This is a genomic window from Actinomycetospora sp. CA-053990 (genome assembly GCF_050948445.1).
In the GTDB taxonomy this organism is placed as follows: domain Bacteria; phylum Actinomycetota; class Actinomycetes; order Mycobacteriales; family Pseudonocardiaceae; genus Actinomycetospora; species Actinomycetospora callitridis.
The window spans coordinates 4,700,547-4,717,127 of record NZ_CP192043.1 but is presented as its reverse complement, the minus strand read 5'-3'; the positions used below and the strand labels follow the sequence as shown (position 1 = coordinate 4,717,127).

Sequence of the window (16,581 nt, the reverse complement as noted above, 5' to 3'; positions counted from 1 at the left end):
ACGGTACATAGACGCACCGTGTCGAGGAGTGGTCGTGACCGCATCGCCGCAGGCGCCCCCCGCCCAGCCCCGCAAGGCCGCGCTGGCCGCCTGGATCGGCAGCGCGCTGGAGTACTACGACTTCTTCATCTACGGCACGGCCGCCGCGCTGGTGTTCAACAAGCTGTTCTTCCCCGGGGCCGAGCCGGCCACCGGCACGCTGCTCGCCCTCGCCACGTTCGGCGCGGGGTACGTGGCGCGACCGGTCGGGGCGTTCGTGCTGGGACACCTCGGCGACCGCTTCGGGCGCAAGCGGATCCTCGTCTCGACGGTGCTGCTCATGGGCATCGCGACGTTCGCCGTCGGCTGCCTGCCGACCTACGCGTCCATCGGCATCGCCGCGCCGATCATCCTCGTCGTGCTGCGCCTCCTGCAGGGCTTCTCGGCGGGCGGTGAGCAGGCCGGCGCCTCGTCGACCAGCCTCGAGCACGCCCCGTCGAACCGTCGCGCGTACTTCACGAGCTTCACCCTCGGCGGCACCCAGTTCGGCCAGGTGCTCGCCACCGCGATCTTCCTGCCGGTGGCCGCGCTGCCCACGGAGGACCTGCTGAGCTGGGGCTGGCGCCTGCCGTTCTGGCTCAGCGCCGTCGTGGTCGTCGCCGGGCTCCTCATCCGCCGCACCCTCGACGAGACGCCGGTCTTCCAGGAGCAGCAGCGTCGCGCCGAGACCTCCCGCGCGCCCGTCGCGGAGCTGTTCAGCTCCCACCTCGGCGCCGTGATCCGGGTGGTGCTGGCCTCCACCATCGCCACCGTCAGCACGATCTTCACCGTCTACGCGCTGTCCTACGCCGTGAACGACGTCGGGCTCTCACGCACCGCGATGCTCTGGGTCGGGGTGGTCGCCAACCTCGTCGCCATCGTCGTCATCCCCCTCTTCGGCGCGCTGGGCGACCGCATCGGCCGCAAGCCCGTGTTCCTCGCCGGCTCGATCGCGATGGCCGTGACGATGGCCGGCTACCTCGCCGCCATCTCGGCCGGCAGCTATGTCTGGATCTTCGTCCTCGGCATCCTGGTGTTCGGCCTCGGCAACAGCGCCACCGGTGGTGTGTGGCCCGCCTTCTACGGCGAGATGTTCCCCGCCCGCGTCCGGCTCTCCGGGGTCGCGATCGGCACGCAGATCGGCTTCGCGGTCGCCGGCTTCGCGCCCACGATCGCCGCCGCCCTCGCGGGGGACGACGGCAGCAACTGGCCCGCGGTGGCGGTCTTCGTCGCGGCGGTCTGCCTGCTCAACATCGTCGCCGTGGCCACCGGCCGCGACTACTACCGCACCCCGACCGAGGACCTGGGCGGGAGCCCGGTGCCGCGGTCCGAGACCACCGCGGCCAGCCCGACGGCCTCGTGAGCGGGGCGCCGCCGTTCGCGGTGCACGCCGTCCGCTTCGCGAGCCGGCCCGGCGTGCGGGGCCAGCACTTCCTCGGTCACGACGAGCGCGCGGGCGAGCCCCACCCCACCGCCTACTACGTCTGGCTCGCGGCGAACGCCGACCACGTCGTCCTCGTCGACGCCGGGATCGACCCCGCCCGGCCCGTGCCGATCGACGGGATCACGTTCCACCGCTCGCCCGTCGAGGGGCTCGCCGAGCTGGGGATCCGTCCGGAGCAGGTCGACCACGTCGTGCTGAGCCACCTGCACTACGACCACACGGGCACGGTCGCGGCCTTCCCCGCCGCCCGCTACGTCGTGCAGCGCCGGGAGCTCGACTACTGGACCGGCCCGGTGGCCGCCCGCATCCGCCGCGAGCACTGGCTGGTCAGCGGCGAGGACGTCGGCCACCTCACCGGTCCGGCGCGCTCCCGGCTCGACCTCGTCGACGGCTCCGCCGAGGTCGTGCCCGGGCTGGAGGTGCACCACGTCGGCGGGCACACCGCGGGCATGCAGGTGGTCCGCGTGCGCACCGCCGCCGGCCCGGTGGTGCTGGCCTCCGACGCCGCCCACTTCCACGAGAACCTCACCGCCGACCACCCGCCGCCGATCCTGCACTCGGTGCCCGACGTGCACGCCGCCTTCGACCGGCTCGTCGAGCTCGCCGGCGACGACGGCCTCGTCGTCCCCGGTCACGACCCCCGTGTCGTCGAGGGCGCCGGGTCCGACGTCGTCCGCCTGGCCTGAGCGCCGCCGGAATCAGGGCGCGCGACGCCGGGTTCTGGTCGTCATGAGGATCGGGATCATCGGTGCAGGCTTGATCGGCGGAACGCTGACGCGACGGCTGAGCGCCCTGGGGCACGAGGTCCGGGTGGCCAACTCCCGGGACCCGGAGACGCTGGCCGAGCTGGCCGCGGAGACCGGCGCGACGGCCGTATGGGCGCGCGAGGCCGCCGTCGACGCGGACGTCGTGATCGTCAGCATCCCGCAGAAGAACACCCCGGACCTCGCGCCGGGCCTCGTGACGTCGGCACGGCCGGGTGCGCCGGTGATCGAGACGAACAACTACTACCCGCAGCAGCGCGACGGCCGCATCGACGCGCTCGAGGACGGCACCCCGGAGAGCGTGTGGGTCGCCGGGCACCTCGGCGTGCCGGTGTACAAGGTGTTCAACGGCATCTACTGGAAGCACCTGCTCGAGCGCGGGAAGCCCCGGGGCGAGCAGGGGCGGATCGCGCTCCCGGTCGCCGGGGCGGACGGGCCGGGCAAGGACACCGTGGTCGCGCTCGTCGACGAGCTCGGGTTCGACCCGGTCGACGCGGGCCCGCTCGGGGAGTCGTGGCGCCAGCAGCCCGGGACGCCGGTCTACGGCAAGGACCACGACGCGCAGGGCGTCCGCGCGGCCCTCGCCGAGGCCACCCCGCGACGTCCGGAGGAGTTCCGGGCCGCGTGAGCCCCCGGACGACGACGGTCCCGCCGGCTCGTGAAGGCTGAACCGACGGGACCTGAGCCGACGTCGTACCCGCGGGTGTCACGACCGACCTGGCGCGGAGGTACCCATCTCGTTGTGCCGGGCTAACGTCTCCGGTGGCCCGGTCTGCCGGGCTTCTGCGCCTCGTCGACCAGCCAGGCTGCGACGTCCACGAGCTTGATGTTCGTCTGTTGGGACGACTCCACGAGCAGCGCGAAGGCCCGCTCGGGACCGACGCCCATCCGTTCGATGAGGACCCCCTTGGCCTGCCCGATGAGGTCGCGGCTGGCCAGGGCGCCGGCCATGCCGTGGACGCGCCGGGCGCCGTGGAGCACCAGGGCGGCCTGGGTGGCGAACAGCGAGCCGGTGTCCGCCGTGGCCTCGTCGAACACCCCGGGCTCGGAGGCGTACAGGTTCAGGGCTCCGGCGCTGCCCTTGTCGGTGAACAGCTGGAACGCCATCAACGACCCGATGCCGCGTCGCTCGGCCTCGACCGCCCACCGGGGCCACCGGGCGCGCACCTGGCTCATGTCCTCGATCAACGTCCGCTGCTCGTACCAGATCGAGTCGAGGCACGGCCCTTCCCCGAGCTCGGTCTGGAGCTCGTCGAGCTCGCGCACGACGTCGTTGCTCGGCGCGCGGGCCGTGACGATCCCGCCGCGTTCGACGAGCGAGACACCGGCCTGCTCGACGTGCGGGATGGTGTGGATCGCACCCCGCACGATCAGCTGCAGGGTGTGCTCGACGTCCTCGTCCGCCCCCCGTTCCACCAGCCCGCGAGCCGCGTCCTCCAGGGCCCGTGCCAGATCGTCGCCCGCACGTTCACCGGTGCTCACGACGTGCTGCTCGACCATGTCGGGCTCCCCCGCGTGGCCGGTCACCGTCCCCGGTGGCCGTTCCCGCGGCGGACGACGAGCGTGCCGACGACCTGGGCCGCCATCTCGGGCACCGTCACGTCGCCGCGGGCCGCCCACGCGCGCAGCATCACGGCCGCCTCGGTGATCGGCACCCCGTACCGCGCCGTGAGCATGCCCTCGGCCTGGTGGACCCGGGGGTCGAAAGATCGGCCGTCGTCGTCCATCGTCACCCCCTGCGCTCGTGGCTCGCGGCTCGTGAGGAGTCGCGCACTGCACGCCACGGCGGGGTCCGGACCGGGGTCGACGCCACTGTGCTCCCGACCCGCCGGGAAGTCCACCGCCGTCCGGAGGTCCGCCGTCAGGCGCTGCGCGGCTCCGCCGGGTCCTCGCCGGCACACCGGTCGGCGAGCTGGTCGAGCGGCACCCCGAGCTCGGTGCACAGCGTGACGACGGTGAAGAACGCGGGTGTCGGCACCCGGCCCGTCTCGATCTTGCGGAGGGTCTCCGGGGACATCCCGGCCGCCGTGGCCACCGACGTCATGCTCCGCGGCCCGCGCGCCGCGCGCAGGACCTCGCCGAGTCGCCGGCCTCGCTCGTGGTCCTGCGGGGTCAAGGGCACGCGCACCATGACCGTGATACTAATACCGGGATAACTATCCCACTCCGAGGTGCGGCGATGATCGAGCTCAAGACCGCTGCCGAGATCGAGCGAATGCACACCACCGGGCGCTTCGTCGCCCACGTCCTGAGCGCCGTGGGGGAGCGCGCGGAGGTCGGGGTCAACCTCCTCGACCTCGAGCTCCACGCCCGTGAGCTCATCCGGGAGCGCGGCGCCGAGTCGTGCTACTGGGACTACGCCCCCTCCTTCGGCCGCGGCCCCTTCCGCAACGTCATCTGCCTGTCGGTCAACGACGCCGTCCTGCACGGCCTGCCGCACGACTACGTGCTGCGCGACGGCGACGTCCTGAGCATGGACCTCGCGGTCGCCGTCGACGGCTGGGTCGCGGACTCCGCCCGCACCGTCATCGTCGGCACCCCCCGGGACGAGGACCGGCAGCTGGTCCGCGCCGGCGAGGAGGCCCTCGAGGCCGCGATCGACGCCGCGCAGGACGGTCACCGCCTCGGCGACGTCTCCGCCGCCATCGGCGCGACCGCCGCCCGGCACGGCTATCCGGTCAACCTCGAGTTCGGCGGGCACGGGCTCGGGCGCACGATGCACGAGGACCCGCACGTCGCCAACGCCGGACGCGCCGGACGGGGGCTGCGCCTGCGGCCGGGGCTCACCCTGGCCCTCGAGCCCTGGTTCGCCCGCACCACCGACGAGATCACCTACGACCCGGACGGCTGGACCATCCGCTCGGCCGACGGCTCGCGCACCACCCACTCCGAGCACACCATCGCCGTCACCGAGGACGGCCCCCTGGTCCTCACCCGCCGCGAGGGCGAGCTCGCTGGGCAGGGCGCCTGAGGGGCCGGCGAAGATTCTCTGGAGGAATTTCCGGGGGCATGTCGAAAAGGGGTCGACCCCGTTCGTCGCCTGGGTGAGGGAGCGGCAACCGAGCCGCTCCCCGCACCCACCGGAGGTCCCCGTGTCCACGACCACCACCGCCACCGTCCACACCGACGACACCACCGCGGCCGCCCCGGGCGTCGGCTCGATGCTCCTGGCCGGCGCCGCGGCCACCGTCGCCGCCTCCGTCGCCACCGCGGCCGTGGCCGCCGGCGGCCAGGCGATCGGCATCAGCACCGCCGTCGCCGGCGCGCCGATCCCGACCAGCGGGTTCGCCGTGCTGACCGCGATCTTCTCCGTCCTCGGGCTGGTCATCGCCACGGCGCTGCGGCGCTTCGCCCGCCACCCGCGCGCGGCGTGGGTGCGCACCACCGTCGCGCTGACCGTGCTCTCCTTCGTGCCGGACGTCCTCGCCGACGCCACCGTGTCCACGAAGATGCTGCTGATCCTCACCCACGTCGTGGCCGCCGCGATCGTGATCCCCACCGTCGCGCGCCGGCTGGCCTGACCCGACCTCAACGAACGGGAGCGAGCACCGTGCACTACCTGATGAGCGTCGAGCTCGACCAGAGCGGACCCCGGCCCACCGAGGCGGAGCAGGAGCGCAACTTCGCCCGGGTCGGCGCCGTGAACGACGAGATGAAGGCGCAGGGGATCTGGGTCTTCGCCGGGGGCCTGCTGCCCTACGACAGCGCCACCGTCGTCCGCGTGCAGGACGGCACCACCACCATGACCGACGGGCCGTTCGCGGAGACGAAGGAGCAGCTCGCCGGCTTCTGGGTCATCGAGGTCCCGGATCTCGACGCGGCGCTGGCCTGGGCCGAGAAGTGCGCGGACGCCTGCGAGGCGCCCATCGAGGTCCGTCCCTTCGACGGCCTCGCCTGACCGGGACGCCCCGTCTCCATGGACGTCACCAGCATGGACCTCACCAGCGTCTACCGCGCCGAGTACGGCCGCTGCGTCGCCACCCTGACACGCCTCCTCGGCGACATCGGGCTCGCCGAGGAGGCCGTGCAGGACGCGTTCGCGGTGGCGATGGAGAAGTGGACGCAGCCGGGGGAGGAGGTGCCGCGCAACCCGGGCGCCTGGATCGTCACCACGGCCCGGAACCGGGCTCTCGACCGCATCCGCCGCGAATCCACCCGCGAGGCCCGCCATGCGCAGGCCCTGCTGCTGCACCAGCCCGAGGAGACCGAGGAGGTGGGACCGGTGCGCGACGACCAGCTGCGACTGATCTTCACCTGCTGCCACCCGGCGCTCTCGCCGCTCGCGCAGACCGCGCTCACCCTGCGCCTGCTCGGCGGCCTCGAGGTCCCCGAGATCGCCCGCGCCTACCTCGCCCCCGAGGCGACGATCTCCCAGCGGATCGTGCGGGCCAAGAAGAAGATCCGCGACGCCGGCATCCCGTACCGCGTCCCGGCCGAGGCGGAGCTGCCCCACCGTCTGCCGCCGGTGCTGACGGTGCTCTACCTGATCTTCAACGAGGGCTACACGGCGACGACCGGCCCGCTGCTGCGCACCGATCTCTCCGGGGAGGCGGTGCGCCTCGCCCGGGCGCTCGCCGACCTGATGCCCGACGAGCCGGAGGTGCTCGGGCTGCTCGCGCTCCTGCTGCTCACCGAGGCACGCCGGCCGGCCCGCACGGCGCCCTCCGGCGAGATCGTGACCCTCGCCGAGCAGGACCGCACCCTGTGGAACCAGGAGCTGATCGCCGAGGGGCACGAGCTCGTCCGGCGCTGCCTGCGCCGTGACCGTCCCGGTCCGTACCAGATCCAGGCCGCCATCAACGCCGTGCACACCGACGGCCCGGCCACCGACTGGACCCAGGTCCTCGCCCTCTACGACCAGCTCATGGCGCTCACCCCGACCCCGATCGTCGCGCTCAACCGCGCCGTCGCCGTCGCCGAGGTGCACGGACCCGCGGCCGCCCTCGCGGCGGTCGAGGAGCTGGCCATCCCCGGCTACCACCTGCTGCCCGCCACCCGCGCCGACCTGCTCGCGCGTCTGGGTCGGACCGACGAGGCCGTCGCCGCCTACGCGGAGGCGATCACCCTGGCCACGAACGACACGGAACGTGCCTTCCTCGAGACGCGACGGGCGGACCTCGCCGCCGAGGTGCGTGGCTGATCGGCCCCGTCACGGGGCGGCCCGACCGCCGAGGTGCGTGGCGAGGTGCCGTTCGATCGCGCGGTGCAGCAGGACCTGGTTCTCGGGGTTCTCGAAGCCGTGCCCCTCGTCCTCGGCGAGGAGGTACTCCACCGGCACTCCGCGCTCGCGCAACGGCGCGACCAGGTTGTCGGACTCGGCCTGCACGACGCGGACGTCGTTCGCGCCCTGGGCGACGAGCAGCGGGGTCCGGATGCGGTCGACCATCGTGATCGGGGAACGCCGGCGCATCTCGGCCAGCTGTTCGGGGTCGTCGGGGTCGCCGACGTAGCGGATCCAGTTGTTGGTCATGTTCGCGCGCACGAACGGGGGAAGCGTGGCCAGGAAGTTCGCCAGGTCGGAGATGCCGACGTAGTCGACGGCGGCGGCGAACCTGTCCGGGGTCACCGTGACGCCGACCAGCGCGGCGTACCCGCCGTAGGAGCCGCCGAGGATGCCGACGCGGTCGGGGTCGGCGTGGCCGCCGGCCACGGCCCAGTCGACGGCGTCGATGAGGTCGTCGTGCATCGCTCGGGCGAACTCGCCGATCGCGGCGGTGAGGTGGCGGCGCCCGTGGCCCGTGGAGCCGCGGAAATTCACGCGCAGCACGGCGTAGCCGCGGTTCGCGAGGAACTGCACCGTGGCGTTGTAGCCCCAGGTGTCGTGCATCCACGGCCCGCCGTGCACCAGCAGGACCAGCGGCAGGCTCTCCGGGGCGACCCCGACGGGCAGGGTGAGGAACCCGTGCAGCGGGAGGCCGTCGCGGGCCGGGAAGGCGACCGGGGTCATCGGTGCGAGGACCGCCGGGTCCGGGTGCGGGGCGCCGCTCGAGAGCAGGCGGCTCTCGCCCGTGGCGTGGTCGTAGAACCAGGTCGACCCCGTCGGCTCGCGGTCGTGGCCGAAGGTGGCGATCCAGCGTTGCTCGTCCAGGTCGGACGACACCGCGTTCAGGACCCCGTCGGAGAGCTCCTCCAGCGCGGCCTGGACCTCGGCGAAGTGGGGGTCGACCGGAACGACGCGGGGCCGGTCTCCGGTGAAGCGGGCGGCGATGACCTCCCCGGTGCGCCGGCTGACGAACACGCTGGGCGGCAGCGTGTCGGCGACCGAGCTCAGGCTGTCCAGGCTGTGGCCGTCGACGGCGGCGACCACCGTCTGCTCGCCGGTGTCGCGGTCGATCCGGGTCAGCCGCAGGTCGTCGGAGTCCTGGTAGTCGCCGAGCAGTGCCCCGCGGCCGTCCGGGGTGGGCATCAGGAAGAGGCCCATCGGGTGCTCCGGGCCGCCGACCCGGTGGACGATCCGCCGCTCGCCGGTGTCGGGGTCCACGGCCGCGATCTCGTGGGTGCCCGCGGCGTCCTGTGAGACGTGCCAGCTCGGGCGCCCGGCCCGGTCGAGCAGGAACGTCTCCGCCGGATCGGTCCGCTCCACGAGCGGGGTGGTCACGCCGGTGGCCACGTCGACGCGGAAGACGTCGACGAACAGCGGACGGGGGTTCATGTAGACGATCACCGTGCCGGGCACCGTGGTCTCCGGCTCGACGGCGAACACCCGTGAGCCCGGCGCCAGCGGCGTCAGGTCGGCGGCCGGCTGGTCCGGGTGGTCGAGGTCGACACGGTGCAGGTGCCACGCCTCGTCGCCGTCGGTGTCCTGCCGGTAGAGCAGCCAGCGGGGGTCGTCGGTCCAGTAGTAGGTGCTGATCCCGCGGCGGGTGTCGTGCGTGACCGGGACGGCGTGGTCGTGCCCCTGGTCGACGCCGCGCACCCACACGTTGCGGCGTCCCCGGTGCGGCGCCAGGTAGGCGATCCGCGTGCCGTCCGGGGAGATCGACAGGTCGGCGAAAGGCGGATCGGCGAAGAAGTCCTCGACGTCGATCAGGTCGGGCATCGACCCGCGGGCGGGTGCGGCGGTCATGGCGTCCACGGAACACCGTGCCGTCGCGGCATGGTCAAGGCGCGCTGGAGCGCGGGGTCTGGACTTCGGCCGTCAGAGAGGGACGCGGGGTCGGCCGCCGGGTCGGGGTCGCTGGTCGGGGTCCGATCCAGCTCGGTGGGGTGAACCAGGGCAGGCCGTCGGCGATCCGCACGGTCCAGTGCCCGTGGTGGATCACCTGGTGGTGGTGTCGGCACAAGAGGACGAGGTTGTCGAGGCTGGTGTCGCCGCCGTGTCCCCAGAACCGGATGTGGTGGGCGTGGCAGCGTCGTGGGGGCCGGTCGCAGCCGGGGAACGCGCAGCCCACGTCGCGGATGTTGAGGGCACGACGGATGGCGTCGGTGACGGTGCGCTGCAACCGGCCCACGTCGAGGGGCTCGGACTTCGAGCCGAGCACGACCGGGACGACCTCGGCGTCGCAGGCCCACCGGCGCACCGTGGCCGGGTCGACCGGGGCTCCGGTGTCGAGGGCGCCGTGGCCGGTGGCGAGCTGGAGCCATCGCAGGTCCATCGTGATCGTCACCAGTGCCCGACCCGGGCGCTGTGTGCGCGCCGGTGCCGGTTCGGGTCGGCGCGGCCGCGGGATCAGCGCGCCCGCGTCGTCGTCCTCGTCCTCAGGGTCGGCGTCGGTGTCGGTGTGGGCGGCAGCGGTGTCGGCGCTGACGCCGCCGGGCCGGGCGGAGTCGCCGAGGATGTCCATGAGCGCGTCGATGCGCCGCCGCGCGAGGCTGCGGGTGTCGTCGGGGCCGAACGGTTCGGCGAGCGGGTCGATCGCGCCGAGGAACACCTCCCCGTCGACCGGGTCGTGCAACCGACCCTTGAACTCGAGGCGCCCGTCGCGTCGGCGCACCAGGTGCAGCTCGTCGCGGCAGTCCTCTCCCTCCGGCGGCACCGCCCCGTCCGGGTCGAACTGGAGGATCAACCGGGCCGCCACCCGCTGGAGCAGCCGCGGCGGCAACCGGGTCGCGTCGTCGGCGAGCACGCGCTCCGCGGCGGACCAGTCCTCCACCGACACCGTCTCCAGGCGTTCCAGGTGCGCCATCGTCCTGCGGATGATCACGACGTGCCCCGGGCCGATCTCCCCGGAGGCGTAGACCGTCGCCGTGACCGGCAGCCGCGGAGGCAACGGCTCCCCCAGCAGGGAACGTCGCGGGGCGAGATCGGCGGTCTCCTCGGTCAGCCGCTTCGCCTCGTGCAGATCCAGCGTCGAGAGGTCCTGCAGCAGGCGTGGTGTCGCGCGGTCCCCCGTCTGCTGGGCGACCCCGAGGCGTTCGAGCTCGGCGATGTCCTCGAGCAACCGGTACTGCTCGGCGCGCAGAGCGACCAGGCGCGTCCGGGCGCGGTCGAGCGCCTCGCGCTCCACCACCCCGGGACCTCGTTCGCTCATGTGTTCGATTCTAGAGTCGACCCCCGACAACGAGGGCCCGAACGGCCACACCCGCACGACCTCCTCGCGGGGGTCGCGACGGATGCCGTCGGGCACCCCCGCGCCATGACTGCCATCCGCCCCCTCGCCCTCGTCACCGGCGGCTCGTCGGGGATCGGCTACGAGCTGGCCGCCCGCCTCGCCGAGCGTGGCCACGACGTCGCGATCTCCGGGCAGAGCGAGCGCGTGCACGACGCCGCGAAGGAGCTCGAGGATCTCGGCGTCGAGGCGTATCCGTTCCGCGCCGACGCCGCCACCTTCGACGGTGTCGAGGCGTTCTGGCGGTTCGTCGCCGACCTCGGGCGCCCGGTCAACGTCGCCTGCCTCAACGTCGGGATCGGTGTCGGCGGCGCCTTCGCCGACACCGACCTCGACGACGAGCTCCGCATGATCGCCATCAACTGCGCGGGCACGGTCCACATGGCCAAGCGCGTGGTCCGCGCGATGCTCGATCAGGGCCCCGACCAGGGCGATCGGCGCATCCTGGTCGTCTCCTCGGTGTCGGCGACCACCCCCACGCCCTACGAGCCGGTCTACGGGCCCACCAAGGCCTTCGGGTTCTCCTTCGCCGAGTCGATCCGTGAGGAACTGCGCGAGGACGGCGTCACCGTCACCGCGCTGCTGCCCGGCGCCACCGACTCCGAGTTCCACGCCCACGCCGGCATGGGGGACACCGTCTTCGGCGACAACAGCTGGAAGAACGACCGGACCGAGGTCGCCCGCCAGGGCATCGAGGCCCTGTTCGCCGGCGACGACCACGTCGTCGGCGGCGACGAGGCCACGAAGCAGCAGGTCGTCGACCACCGCTCGATGTCCGAGCCCGAGAAGGCCGCCCGCCAGGGGGCGATGGCCCGGCCGCAGCGGTAGCCGCTCAGGCCGCCGCCACGTCGGCCCGGCTCAGCGTGAACCCCTCGTAGCCCTTCGCGGCGACGTCGTCGCAGATGCCGCGGTACGTCCCCACCCCGCCGACGTACGGGTAGAGGCTGCGGTGCTTGCCGGGGATGTTGGCCCCGACCCACCAGGAGTTCGCCCGGGGCAGCAGCGTCGTCGCGGTCACCTCGTCGTGGTGGGCGACCCAGCCGTCCTCGGCCTCGCGGGTCGGCTCGATCCGGGCGACACCCTGCTCGCGGAGGTGGCGGAGGCAGCCTGCGACCCAGTCGACGTGCTGCTCGATCGAGACCGGCATGTTGCTCAGCACCGACGGGCTCTGCGGTCCGGTGATCATGAACAGGTTCGGGAAGCCGTGGGTGGCGATCCCGAGGTAGCTGCGCGGGCCCTCGGCCCACTTCTCGGCGAGCGTCAGTCCGTCCCGCCCCCTGATGCCGAGCTTGAACAGCGTGCCGGTCATGGCGTCGAACCCGGTGGCGTAGACGATGCTGTCGACCTCGTACTCGCCGTCCGCCGTGCGCACCCCGGCGGGCGTGATCGCCTCGATCGGCGACTTGTTGACGTCGACCAGCGTCACGTTGTCCCGGTTGTAGGTCTCGTAGTAGCCGTTCTCGAGGGGCGGACGCTTCGTGAAGAACGGGTGGTCCTTCGGCGCGAGCATCTCGGCGATCTCCGGGTCGTCCACCCGCTCCCGGATCTTGTTGCGGAGGAACTCGGCGGCCGTCTCGTTGGCGTCCTCGTCGAGGAGCAGGTCGTTGAACGTGGTGCCGAGACGGAAGCCGCCCTTCGCCCACGCCTCCTCGAAGATCTCCCGGCGCTCCTCCTCCGGCACCGACAGCGCCGTGCGGTCCGCGACGTCGTAGGGGAAGCCGAAGGCCGTCTCGCGGGTCCGCGCCCAGATCTGCGGGTAGTCGTCCTTGATCTTGCGGTCGAAGTCGGGGGTCACCGGGTGGTTGCCGCCGGCGATGTCGTAATTGGGCGTGCGCTGGAAGACGGTGACGTGCGCGGCCTCCTGCGCGACCTCGGGGATCAGCTGCACGCCGGTGGCCCCGGTGCCGATGACCGCGACGCGCTTGCCGGTGAAGTCCACGCCCTCGTGCGGCCACAGCCCGGTGTGGAACGAGTCGCCCCGGAAGCTGTCACGGCCCGGGAACTCGGGCAGGTTCGTCGTCGACAGGCAACCCACCGCGGTGACGAGGAAGCGGGCCGCGAAGCGCTCGCCGTCCCGGGTGTCGACCAGCCAGCGCCCGGCGTCGTCGTCCCAGGACGCCGCCGTGACCGTGGTCCGGAAGCGGATGTCGCGGCGCAGGTCGAAGCGGTCGGCGACGGTCTGCAGGTAGCGCAGGATCTCCGGCTGGCCCGCGAAGCGCTCGCTCCACGTCCACTCCTCGAGGAGGTCCTCGGAGAGCCGGTCGGAGAAGCTGTAGAAGTAGCTCTCCGAGTCGCACCGCGCGCCCGGGTAGCGGTTCCAGTACCAGGTGCCCCCGACGTCGTCGGCGGCCTCGAGCACGAGCGCCGACATGCCGAGGGTGTTCCGCAGGCGATGGAGCATGTACAGACCGGAGAACCCGGCTCCCACCACCAGGGCGTCGAGCTCACGGAGATCGGTGGACACGGTCTCGGACATCGGCGTCCTCCTCGTCGCGGCGTCCACCGATCCGCGGTCAGGTGCTCCGCGGCGCCGGCCCCCGATGGCCGGTGTGGTGCGCCTCACCCTCCGAGTCTGAACGCACACGCTCCGTTCCTCCACCGCCGGACGGCCGAGCGCCGATCCCGGCTGGCACCGGTGGGGCCGGACCGTGTGGAGTGGGCACCATGACGACGTCGTGGTGCTCCCCGCCCGCTCCGCTGCCCGGGCCCGACGCATGAGGGGCGCCGAGGCGCTGGTCGGCTCGTTGGTCGAGGCCGGCGTGGACGTGTGCTTCATGAACCCCGGCACCTCCGAGATGCACTTCGTGCAGGCGCTGGACTCCGTCCCCGAGATGCGCGGCGTGCTCACCCTGTTCGAGGGCGTCGCGACCGGCGCCGCGGACGCCTACGCGCGCCTCGCCGGCCGGCCCGCCGCCGTGTTGCTGCACCTGGGACCGGGCCTGGGCAACGGGATGGCGAACCTGCACAACGCCCGCCGGGCCGGCACCCCGCTGCTGTGCGTCGTCGGCGCGCACGCCACCAGCCACGTGCGCCACGACGCGCCGCTGGAGTCGGACATCACCGCGCTCGCGCGGACGGTGTCGGGCTGGGTGCACGTGTGCGGCGACGTTCGGGACGTGGCCGACGACGCCATGCGCGCGCTGGCGGCGACCTCGGAGCGCGGCGGTCAGGTCGCGACCCTGGTCCTGCCGGCGGACGTGTCGTGGTCCGAGGGCGGCGCCCTCGCGCCCGCCCTGCCCGCGGCGGCACCGTTCCCGCCGGCTCCCTCGCGGGTGGCGGCGGCCGCGAAGGCGGTGCGCGAGCCCGGGGCGGTGATCCTCCTCGGCGGCCCGGCGCTGACCGCGGAGGCGATGGACGCCGCGGGCCGGGTCGCGGCCGCGACCGGCGCGCGCCTGCTGACGGAGACGTTCCCGCGGCGCTGGGACACCGGCGCCGGGCGCCCGCGGGCGGACAAGCTGGCCTACTTCGCCGAGCAGGCGCTCGAACAGCTCGACGGGGCGTCGTCGCTGGTGCTGGCCGGGGCGCGGTCGCCGGTGTCGTTCTTCGGCTACCCCGGGGCCCCGGGGGATCTCGTGCCCGAGGGGTGCACGGTGGTCGGGCTGGCCGACGCCGCGTCCGACGCGGCGGCGGCCCTGGAGGCGCTGGCGGCCGAGGTGGCGCCGGACGCCGTGGTCGACCCGGCACCGCGGGACGCGCCGGAGCCCGCACCCGGGCCGCTCGACGTGCGGTCGCTGTGCGCCGCGGTCGCCGCGACGCTGCCGGAGGACGCGATCGTGGTCGACGAGTCGCTGACCGCCGCCGCCGTGCTCGCCCCGGCGCTGCAGACGGCCGCCCCGCACACGCAGCTCGCGCTGACCGGCGGGGCGATCGGGCAGGGCCCCCGCCGCGCTCGGGGCGGCGATGGCGGCCCCCGACCGGCCGGTCGTCGCGGTGCAGGCCGACGGGAGCGCGCTCTACACGCTGCAGGCGCTGTGGACCCAGGCCCGCGAGCAGCTCGACGTCACGACCGTGCTGATCAACAACTCGGCCTACGCGATCCTGCGCGTGGAGCTCGCCCGCACCGGGGCGGGGGAGGCCGCCCACTCGGGGCGCGCCGGGCGGATGCTGACCCTGGCCGACCCGACGCCGGACTTCGTGTCGCTGGCGACCGGGTACGGCGTGCCCGCGCGGCGGGTGGAGACCACCGAGGACCTGCTCGAAGCCCTGCGGTGGGCCCGGGGCGAGCCCGGCCCGCACCTGATCGAGGCGGTCGTCCCGGCGCTGGGGTAGGTGGGCCGGGACGCCACGACGGGGTCACCGGAGGATTGCCGCCGTTCGAACCGCCGGGTTACCTTGCGAGCCGTCGGGGGTGCGGCGGCGCGCGGGGTGATTTGATGCTGATCAAGAATCCGGCACGGCAGCTGGCCTCCGGATACCTCGACAAGACGCCGATCTTCCAGTTCGTCCTGCTGTCGCTGCTGTTCCCGATGTGGGGCGCCGCAGCCGGGCTGAACGACATCCTGATCACGCAGTTCAAGCACGTCTTCACGCTGTCCGACGCGGCGACGGCCTTCGTGCAGTCGGCGTTCTACGGCGGCTACTTCCTGATCGCGATCCCGGCGTCGCGCATCGTGCGCCGGACGTCGTACAAGGTCGGCATCCTGATCGGCCTGTCGGTCTACATCGTCGGCTGCGCGCTGTTCTTCCCGGCCAGCACGCTCGCGACCTACGCGATGTTCCTGTTCAGCATCTTCGCCGTCGCGATCGGCCTGAGCTTCCTCGAGACCAGCGCGAACACCTACTCGTCGATGCTCGGTCCGCGCCGGACGTCGACGCTGCGGCTGAACATCTCGCAGACCTTCACCCCGATCGGCAACCTGCTGGGCGTCATCCTCGGCAAGTACCTGATCTTCAGTACCGGGGACTCGATCGAGGCGCAGCTCGACGCGGCGCCGACGCCGGAGGCGAAGCGGGCCCTCGGGGAGGCCCTGCTGCAGAACACCCTGCTGCCCTACAAGTACATCCTGATCGTGCTCGTCTGCCTGCTGGTGCTCTTCGTGGTCACCGAGTTCCCCCGGGGCAAGCCGGCGGACGAGCCGGCGCGGCAGCAGGCCGGGCTGGCCGAGACGTTGCGGGTGCTCGTGCGCACCGCGCAGTACCGCAAGGGGATCGTCGCGCAGTTCCTCTACGTCGGCCTGCAGACGGCGGTGTGGTCGTTCACGATCCGGGTGGCGCTGGAGCTCTATCCCGGCATGAACGAGCGCGGGGCGACCAACTACATGATCGCCGGCTTCACCTGTTTCCTGGTCGGCAAGTTCGTGGCGAACGGGCTCATCGCGCGGTACTCGGCGGCCCGCGTGCTGGTGGTCTACTGCGCCATCGGCGCGGTGCTGCTGACGCTGGCCGCGTTCGGTCCGGCCTCGTCCGCCATCTGGTTCGTCATCGCCTCCAACCTCGTGATGGGACCGTGCTGGCCGACGATCTTCGGGCAGACGTTGGACACCATCGAGGACAAGCGCTACCAGGAGACCGCCGGCGCGATCCTGGTGATGGCCATCGTCGGCGGAGCGGTGATCCCGGTGGTGCAGGGCGCGGTGTCCGACGTGCTCGGATCGCTCCAGATGTCCTTCGTCGTCTCGGCGCTGTGCTTCCTCGGGATCCTGCTGTACTTCCGCAGCAACCTGCGCCACCACGTCACTGACGAGCCGTCGAGCCCGGAGATGGCGACCTCGGGAGAGGGCGACCGTCCGCGCTAGACATCTGATGTCTGTGCCTGGCACCGTGAGGAGCTCGCGCATCTCCGGCGATCGCTGCGCTCGGAGTGGTC

General features: G+C 73.0%; 15 protein-coding genes and 1 pseudogene. 10 read left to right on the top strand and 6 right to left on the bottom strand.

Annotation, left to right across the window (positions count from 1 at the left end; translation table 11 throughout):
• The first annotated feature begins 34 nt into the window (after positions 1–34).
• From ACQPYN_RS24165 to ACQPYN_RS24155, 3 genes are read left to right on the top strand one after another with little or no spacing between them, the layout of a single operon-like run.
• Positions 35–1,381 (top strand): MFS transporter, encoded by a 1,347-nt coding sequence (locus ACQPYN_RS24165; RefSeq protein ID WP_433028652.1) that lies wholly within the window; start codon positions 35–37, stop codon positions 1,379–1,381.
• Entirely contained in the window at positions 1,378–2,148 is a 771-nt protein-coding gene (locus tag ACQPYN_RS24160) for an N-acyl homoserine lactonase family protein (protein WP_433028650.1), read from the top strand. Before ACQPYN_RS24165 ends, ACQPYN_RS24160 begins: the two co-directional genes overlap by 4 nt.
• Complete coding sequence (locus ACQPYN_RS24155) at positions 2,105–2,854, top strand: NADPH-dependent F420 reductase (protein WP_433028649.1); 750 nt, start codon at positions 2,105–2,107, stop codon at positions 2,852–2,854. The genes ACQPYN_RS24160 and ACQPYN_RS24155 overlap by 44 nt, the downstream gene beginning before the upstream one ends.
• 122 nt (positions 2,855–2,976) lie before the next feature.
• Here ACQPYN_RS24155 and ACQPYN_RS24150 read toward each other — a convergent pair whose 3' ends face one another.
• The 3 genes from ACQPYN_RS24150 to ACQPYN_RS24140 form a co-directional block, all read right to left on the bottom strand.
• Positions 2,977–3,726 (bottom strand): GAF and ANTAR domain-containing protein, encoded by a 750-nt coding sequence (locus ACQPYN_RS24150; RefSeq protein ID WP_433028647.1) that lies wholly within the window; start codon positions 3,724–3,726, stop codon positions 2,977–2,979.
• 23 nt (positions 3,727–3,749) lie between these two features.
• Positions 3,750–3,953 (bottom strand): ANTAR domain-containing protein, encoded by a 204-nt coding sequence (locus ACQPYN_RS24145; protein WP_433028645.1) that lies wholly within the window; start codon positions 3,951–3,953, stop codon positions 3,750–3,752.
• A gap of 134 nt (positions 3,954–4,087) precedes the next feature.
• The gene (locus ACQPYN_RS24140; protein ID WP_433028643.1) at positions 4,088–4,357 is read right to left on the bottom strand and encodes a helix-turn-helix domain-containing protein; all 270 of its coding nucleotides are present in this window, start codon (positions 4,355–4,357) and stop codon (positions 4,088–4,090) included.
• Between the two features lie 48 nt (positions 4,358–4,405).
• On the opposite strand from ACQPYN_RS24140, the gene map reads away from it, so the two are divergent.
• The 4 genes from map to ACQPYN_RS24120 all read left to right on the top strand — a co-directional run bounded on the left by map (position 4,406) and on the right by ACQPYN_RS24120 (position 7,366).
• Complete coding sequence (gene map / locus ACQPYN_RS24135; protein ID WP_433028641.1) at positions 4,406–5,197, top strand: type I methionyl aminopeptidase; 792 nt, start codon at positions 4,406–4,408, stop codon at positions 5,195–5,197.
• 121 nt (positions 5,198–5,318) lie between these two features.
• Positions 5,319–5,747 carry a DUF6069 family protein gene (locus ACQPYN_RS24130; protein ID WP_433028639.1) on the top strand — a complete coding sequence of 143 codons (429 nt, stop codon included), beginning with the start codon at positions 5,319–5,321 and terminating at the stop codon, positions 5,745–5,747.
• A 41-nt stretch (positions 5,748–5,788) separates the two neighbouring features.
• Positions 5,789–6,124, top strand: a complete 336-nt coding sequence (locus tag ACQPYN_RS24125; RefSeq protein WP_433028637.1) for a YciI family protein — start codon at positions 5,789–5,791, stop codon at positions 6,122–6,124.
• A 33-nt stretch (positions 6,125–6,157) separates the two neighbouring features.
• Positions 6,158–7,366 (top strand): RNA polymerase sigma factor, encoded by a 1,209-nt coding sequence (locus ACQPYN_RS24120; RefSeq protein ID WP_433039017.1) that lies wholly within the window; start codon positions 6,158–6,160, stop codon positions 7,364–7,366.
• 9 nt (positions 7,367–7,375) lie between these two features.
• Here ACQPYN_RS24120 and ACQPYN_RS24115 read toward each other — a convergent pair whose 3' ends face one another.
• Complete coding sequence (locus tag ACQPYN_RS24115) at positions 7,376–9,292, bottom strand: S9 family peptidase (protein WP_433028635.1); 1,917 nt, start codon at positions 9,290–9,292, stop codon at positions 7,376–7,378.
• 34 nt (positions 9,293–9,326) lie between these two features.
• Entirely contained in the window at positions 9,327–10,697 is a 1,371-nt protein-coding gene (locus tag ACQPYN_RS24110; protein WP_433028634.1) for a DUF222 domain-containing protein, read from the bottom strand.
• 105 nt (positions 10,698–10,802) lie between these two features.
• On the opposite strand from ACQPYN_RS24110, the gene ACQPYN_RS24105 reads away from it, so the two are divergent.
• Complete coding sequence (locus ACQPYN_RS24105) at positions 10,803–11,603, top strand: SDR family NAD(P)-dependent oxidoreductase (RefSeq protein ID WP_433028633.1); 801 nt, start codon at positions 10,803–10,805, stop codon at positions 11,601–11,603.
• Positions 11,604–11,607: 4 nt separating this feature from the next.
• On the opposite strand, the gene ACQPYN_RS24100 is transcribed toward ACQPYN_RS24105, so the two are convergent.
• Positions 11,608–13,251 (bottom strand): flavin-containing monooxygenase, encoded by a 1,644-nt coding sequence (locus tag ACQPYN_RS24100; RefSeq protein WP_433028631.1) that lies wholly within the window; start codon positions 13,249–13,251, stop codon positions 11,608–11,610.
• A gap of 238 nt (positions 13,252–13,489) precedes the next feature.
• Between ACQPYN_RS24100 and ACQPYN_RS24095 the strand changes: the two are divergent.
• Positions 13,490–15,044: pseudogene (locus tag ACQPYN_RS24095) on the top strand (acetolactate synthase large subunit).
• A gap of 104 nt (positions 15,045–15,148) precedes the next feature.
• Positions 15,149–16,510, top strand: a complete 1,362-nt coding sequence (fucP, locus tag ACQPYN_RS24090; RefSeq protein ID WP_433028629.1) for an L-fucose:H+ symporter permease — start codon at positions 15,149–15,151, stop codon at positions 16,508–16,510.
• Positions 16,511–16,581 lie beyond the last annotated feature (71 nt).

Bases quoted from the DNA above. Each gene is read 5' to 3' on its own strand.
- ACQPYN_RS24150 (WP_433028647.1), bottom strand. From the start codon at position 3,726: ATGGTCGAGCAGCACGTCGTGAGCACCGGTGAACGTGCGGGCGACGAT.
- ACQPYN_RS24145 (WP_433028645.1), bottom strand. From the start codon at position 3,953: ATGGACGACGACGGCCGATCTTTCGACCCCCGGGTCCACCAGGCCGAG.
- ACQPYN_RS24140 (WP_433028643.1), bottom strand. From the start codon at position 4,357: ATGGTGCGCGTGCCCTTGACCCCGCAGGACCACGAGCGAGGCCGGCGA.
- map (WP_433028641.1), top strand. From the start codon at position 4,406: ATGATCGAGCTCAAGACCGCTGCCGAGATCGAGCGAATGCACACCACC.
- ACQPYN_RS24125 (WP_433028637.1), top strand. From the start codon at position 5,789: ATGAGCGTCGAGCTCGACCAGAGCGGACCCCGGCCCACCGAGGCGGAG.
- ACQPYN_RS24120 (WP_433039017.1), top strand. From the start codon at position 6,158: ATGGACCTCACCAGCGTCTACCGCGCCGAGTACGGCCGCTGCGTCGCC.
- ACQPYN_RS24115 (WP_433028635.1), bottom strand. From the start codon at position 9,292: ATGACCGCCGCACCCGCCCGCGGGTCGATGCCCGACCTGATCGACGTC.
- ACQPYN_RS24110 (WP_433028634.1), bottom strand. From the start codon at position 10,697: ATGAGCGAACGAGGTCCCGGGGTGGTGGAGCGCGAGGCGCTCGACCGC.
- ACQPYN_RS24105 (WP_433028633.1), top strand. From the start codon at position 10,803: ATGACTGCCATCCGCCCCCTCGCCCTCGTCACCGGCGGCTCGTCGGGG.
- ACQPYN_RS24100 (WP_433028631.1), bottom strand. From the start codon at position 13,251: ATGTCCGAGACCGTGTCCACCGATCTCCGTGAGCTCGACGCCCTGGTG.
- fucP (WP_433028629.1), top strand. From the start codon at position 15,149: ATGCTGATCAAGAATCCGGCACGGCAGCTGGCCTCCGGATACCTCGAC.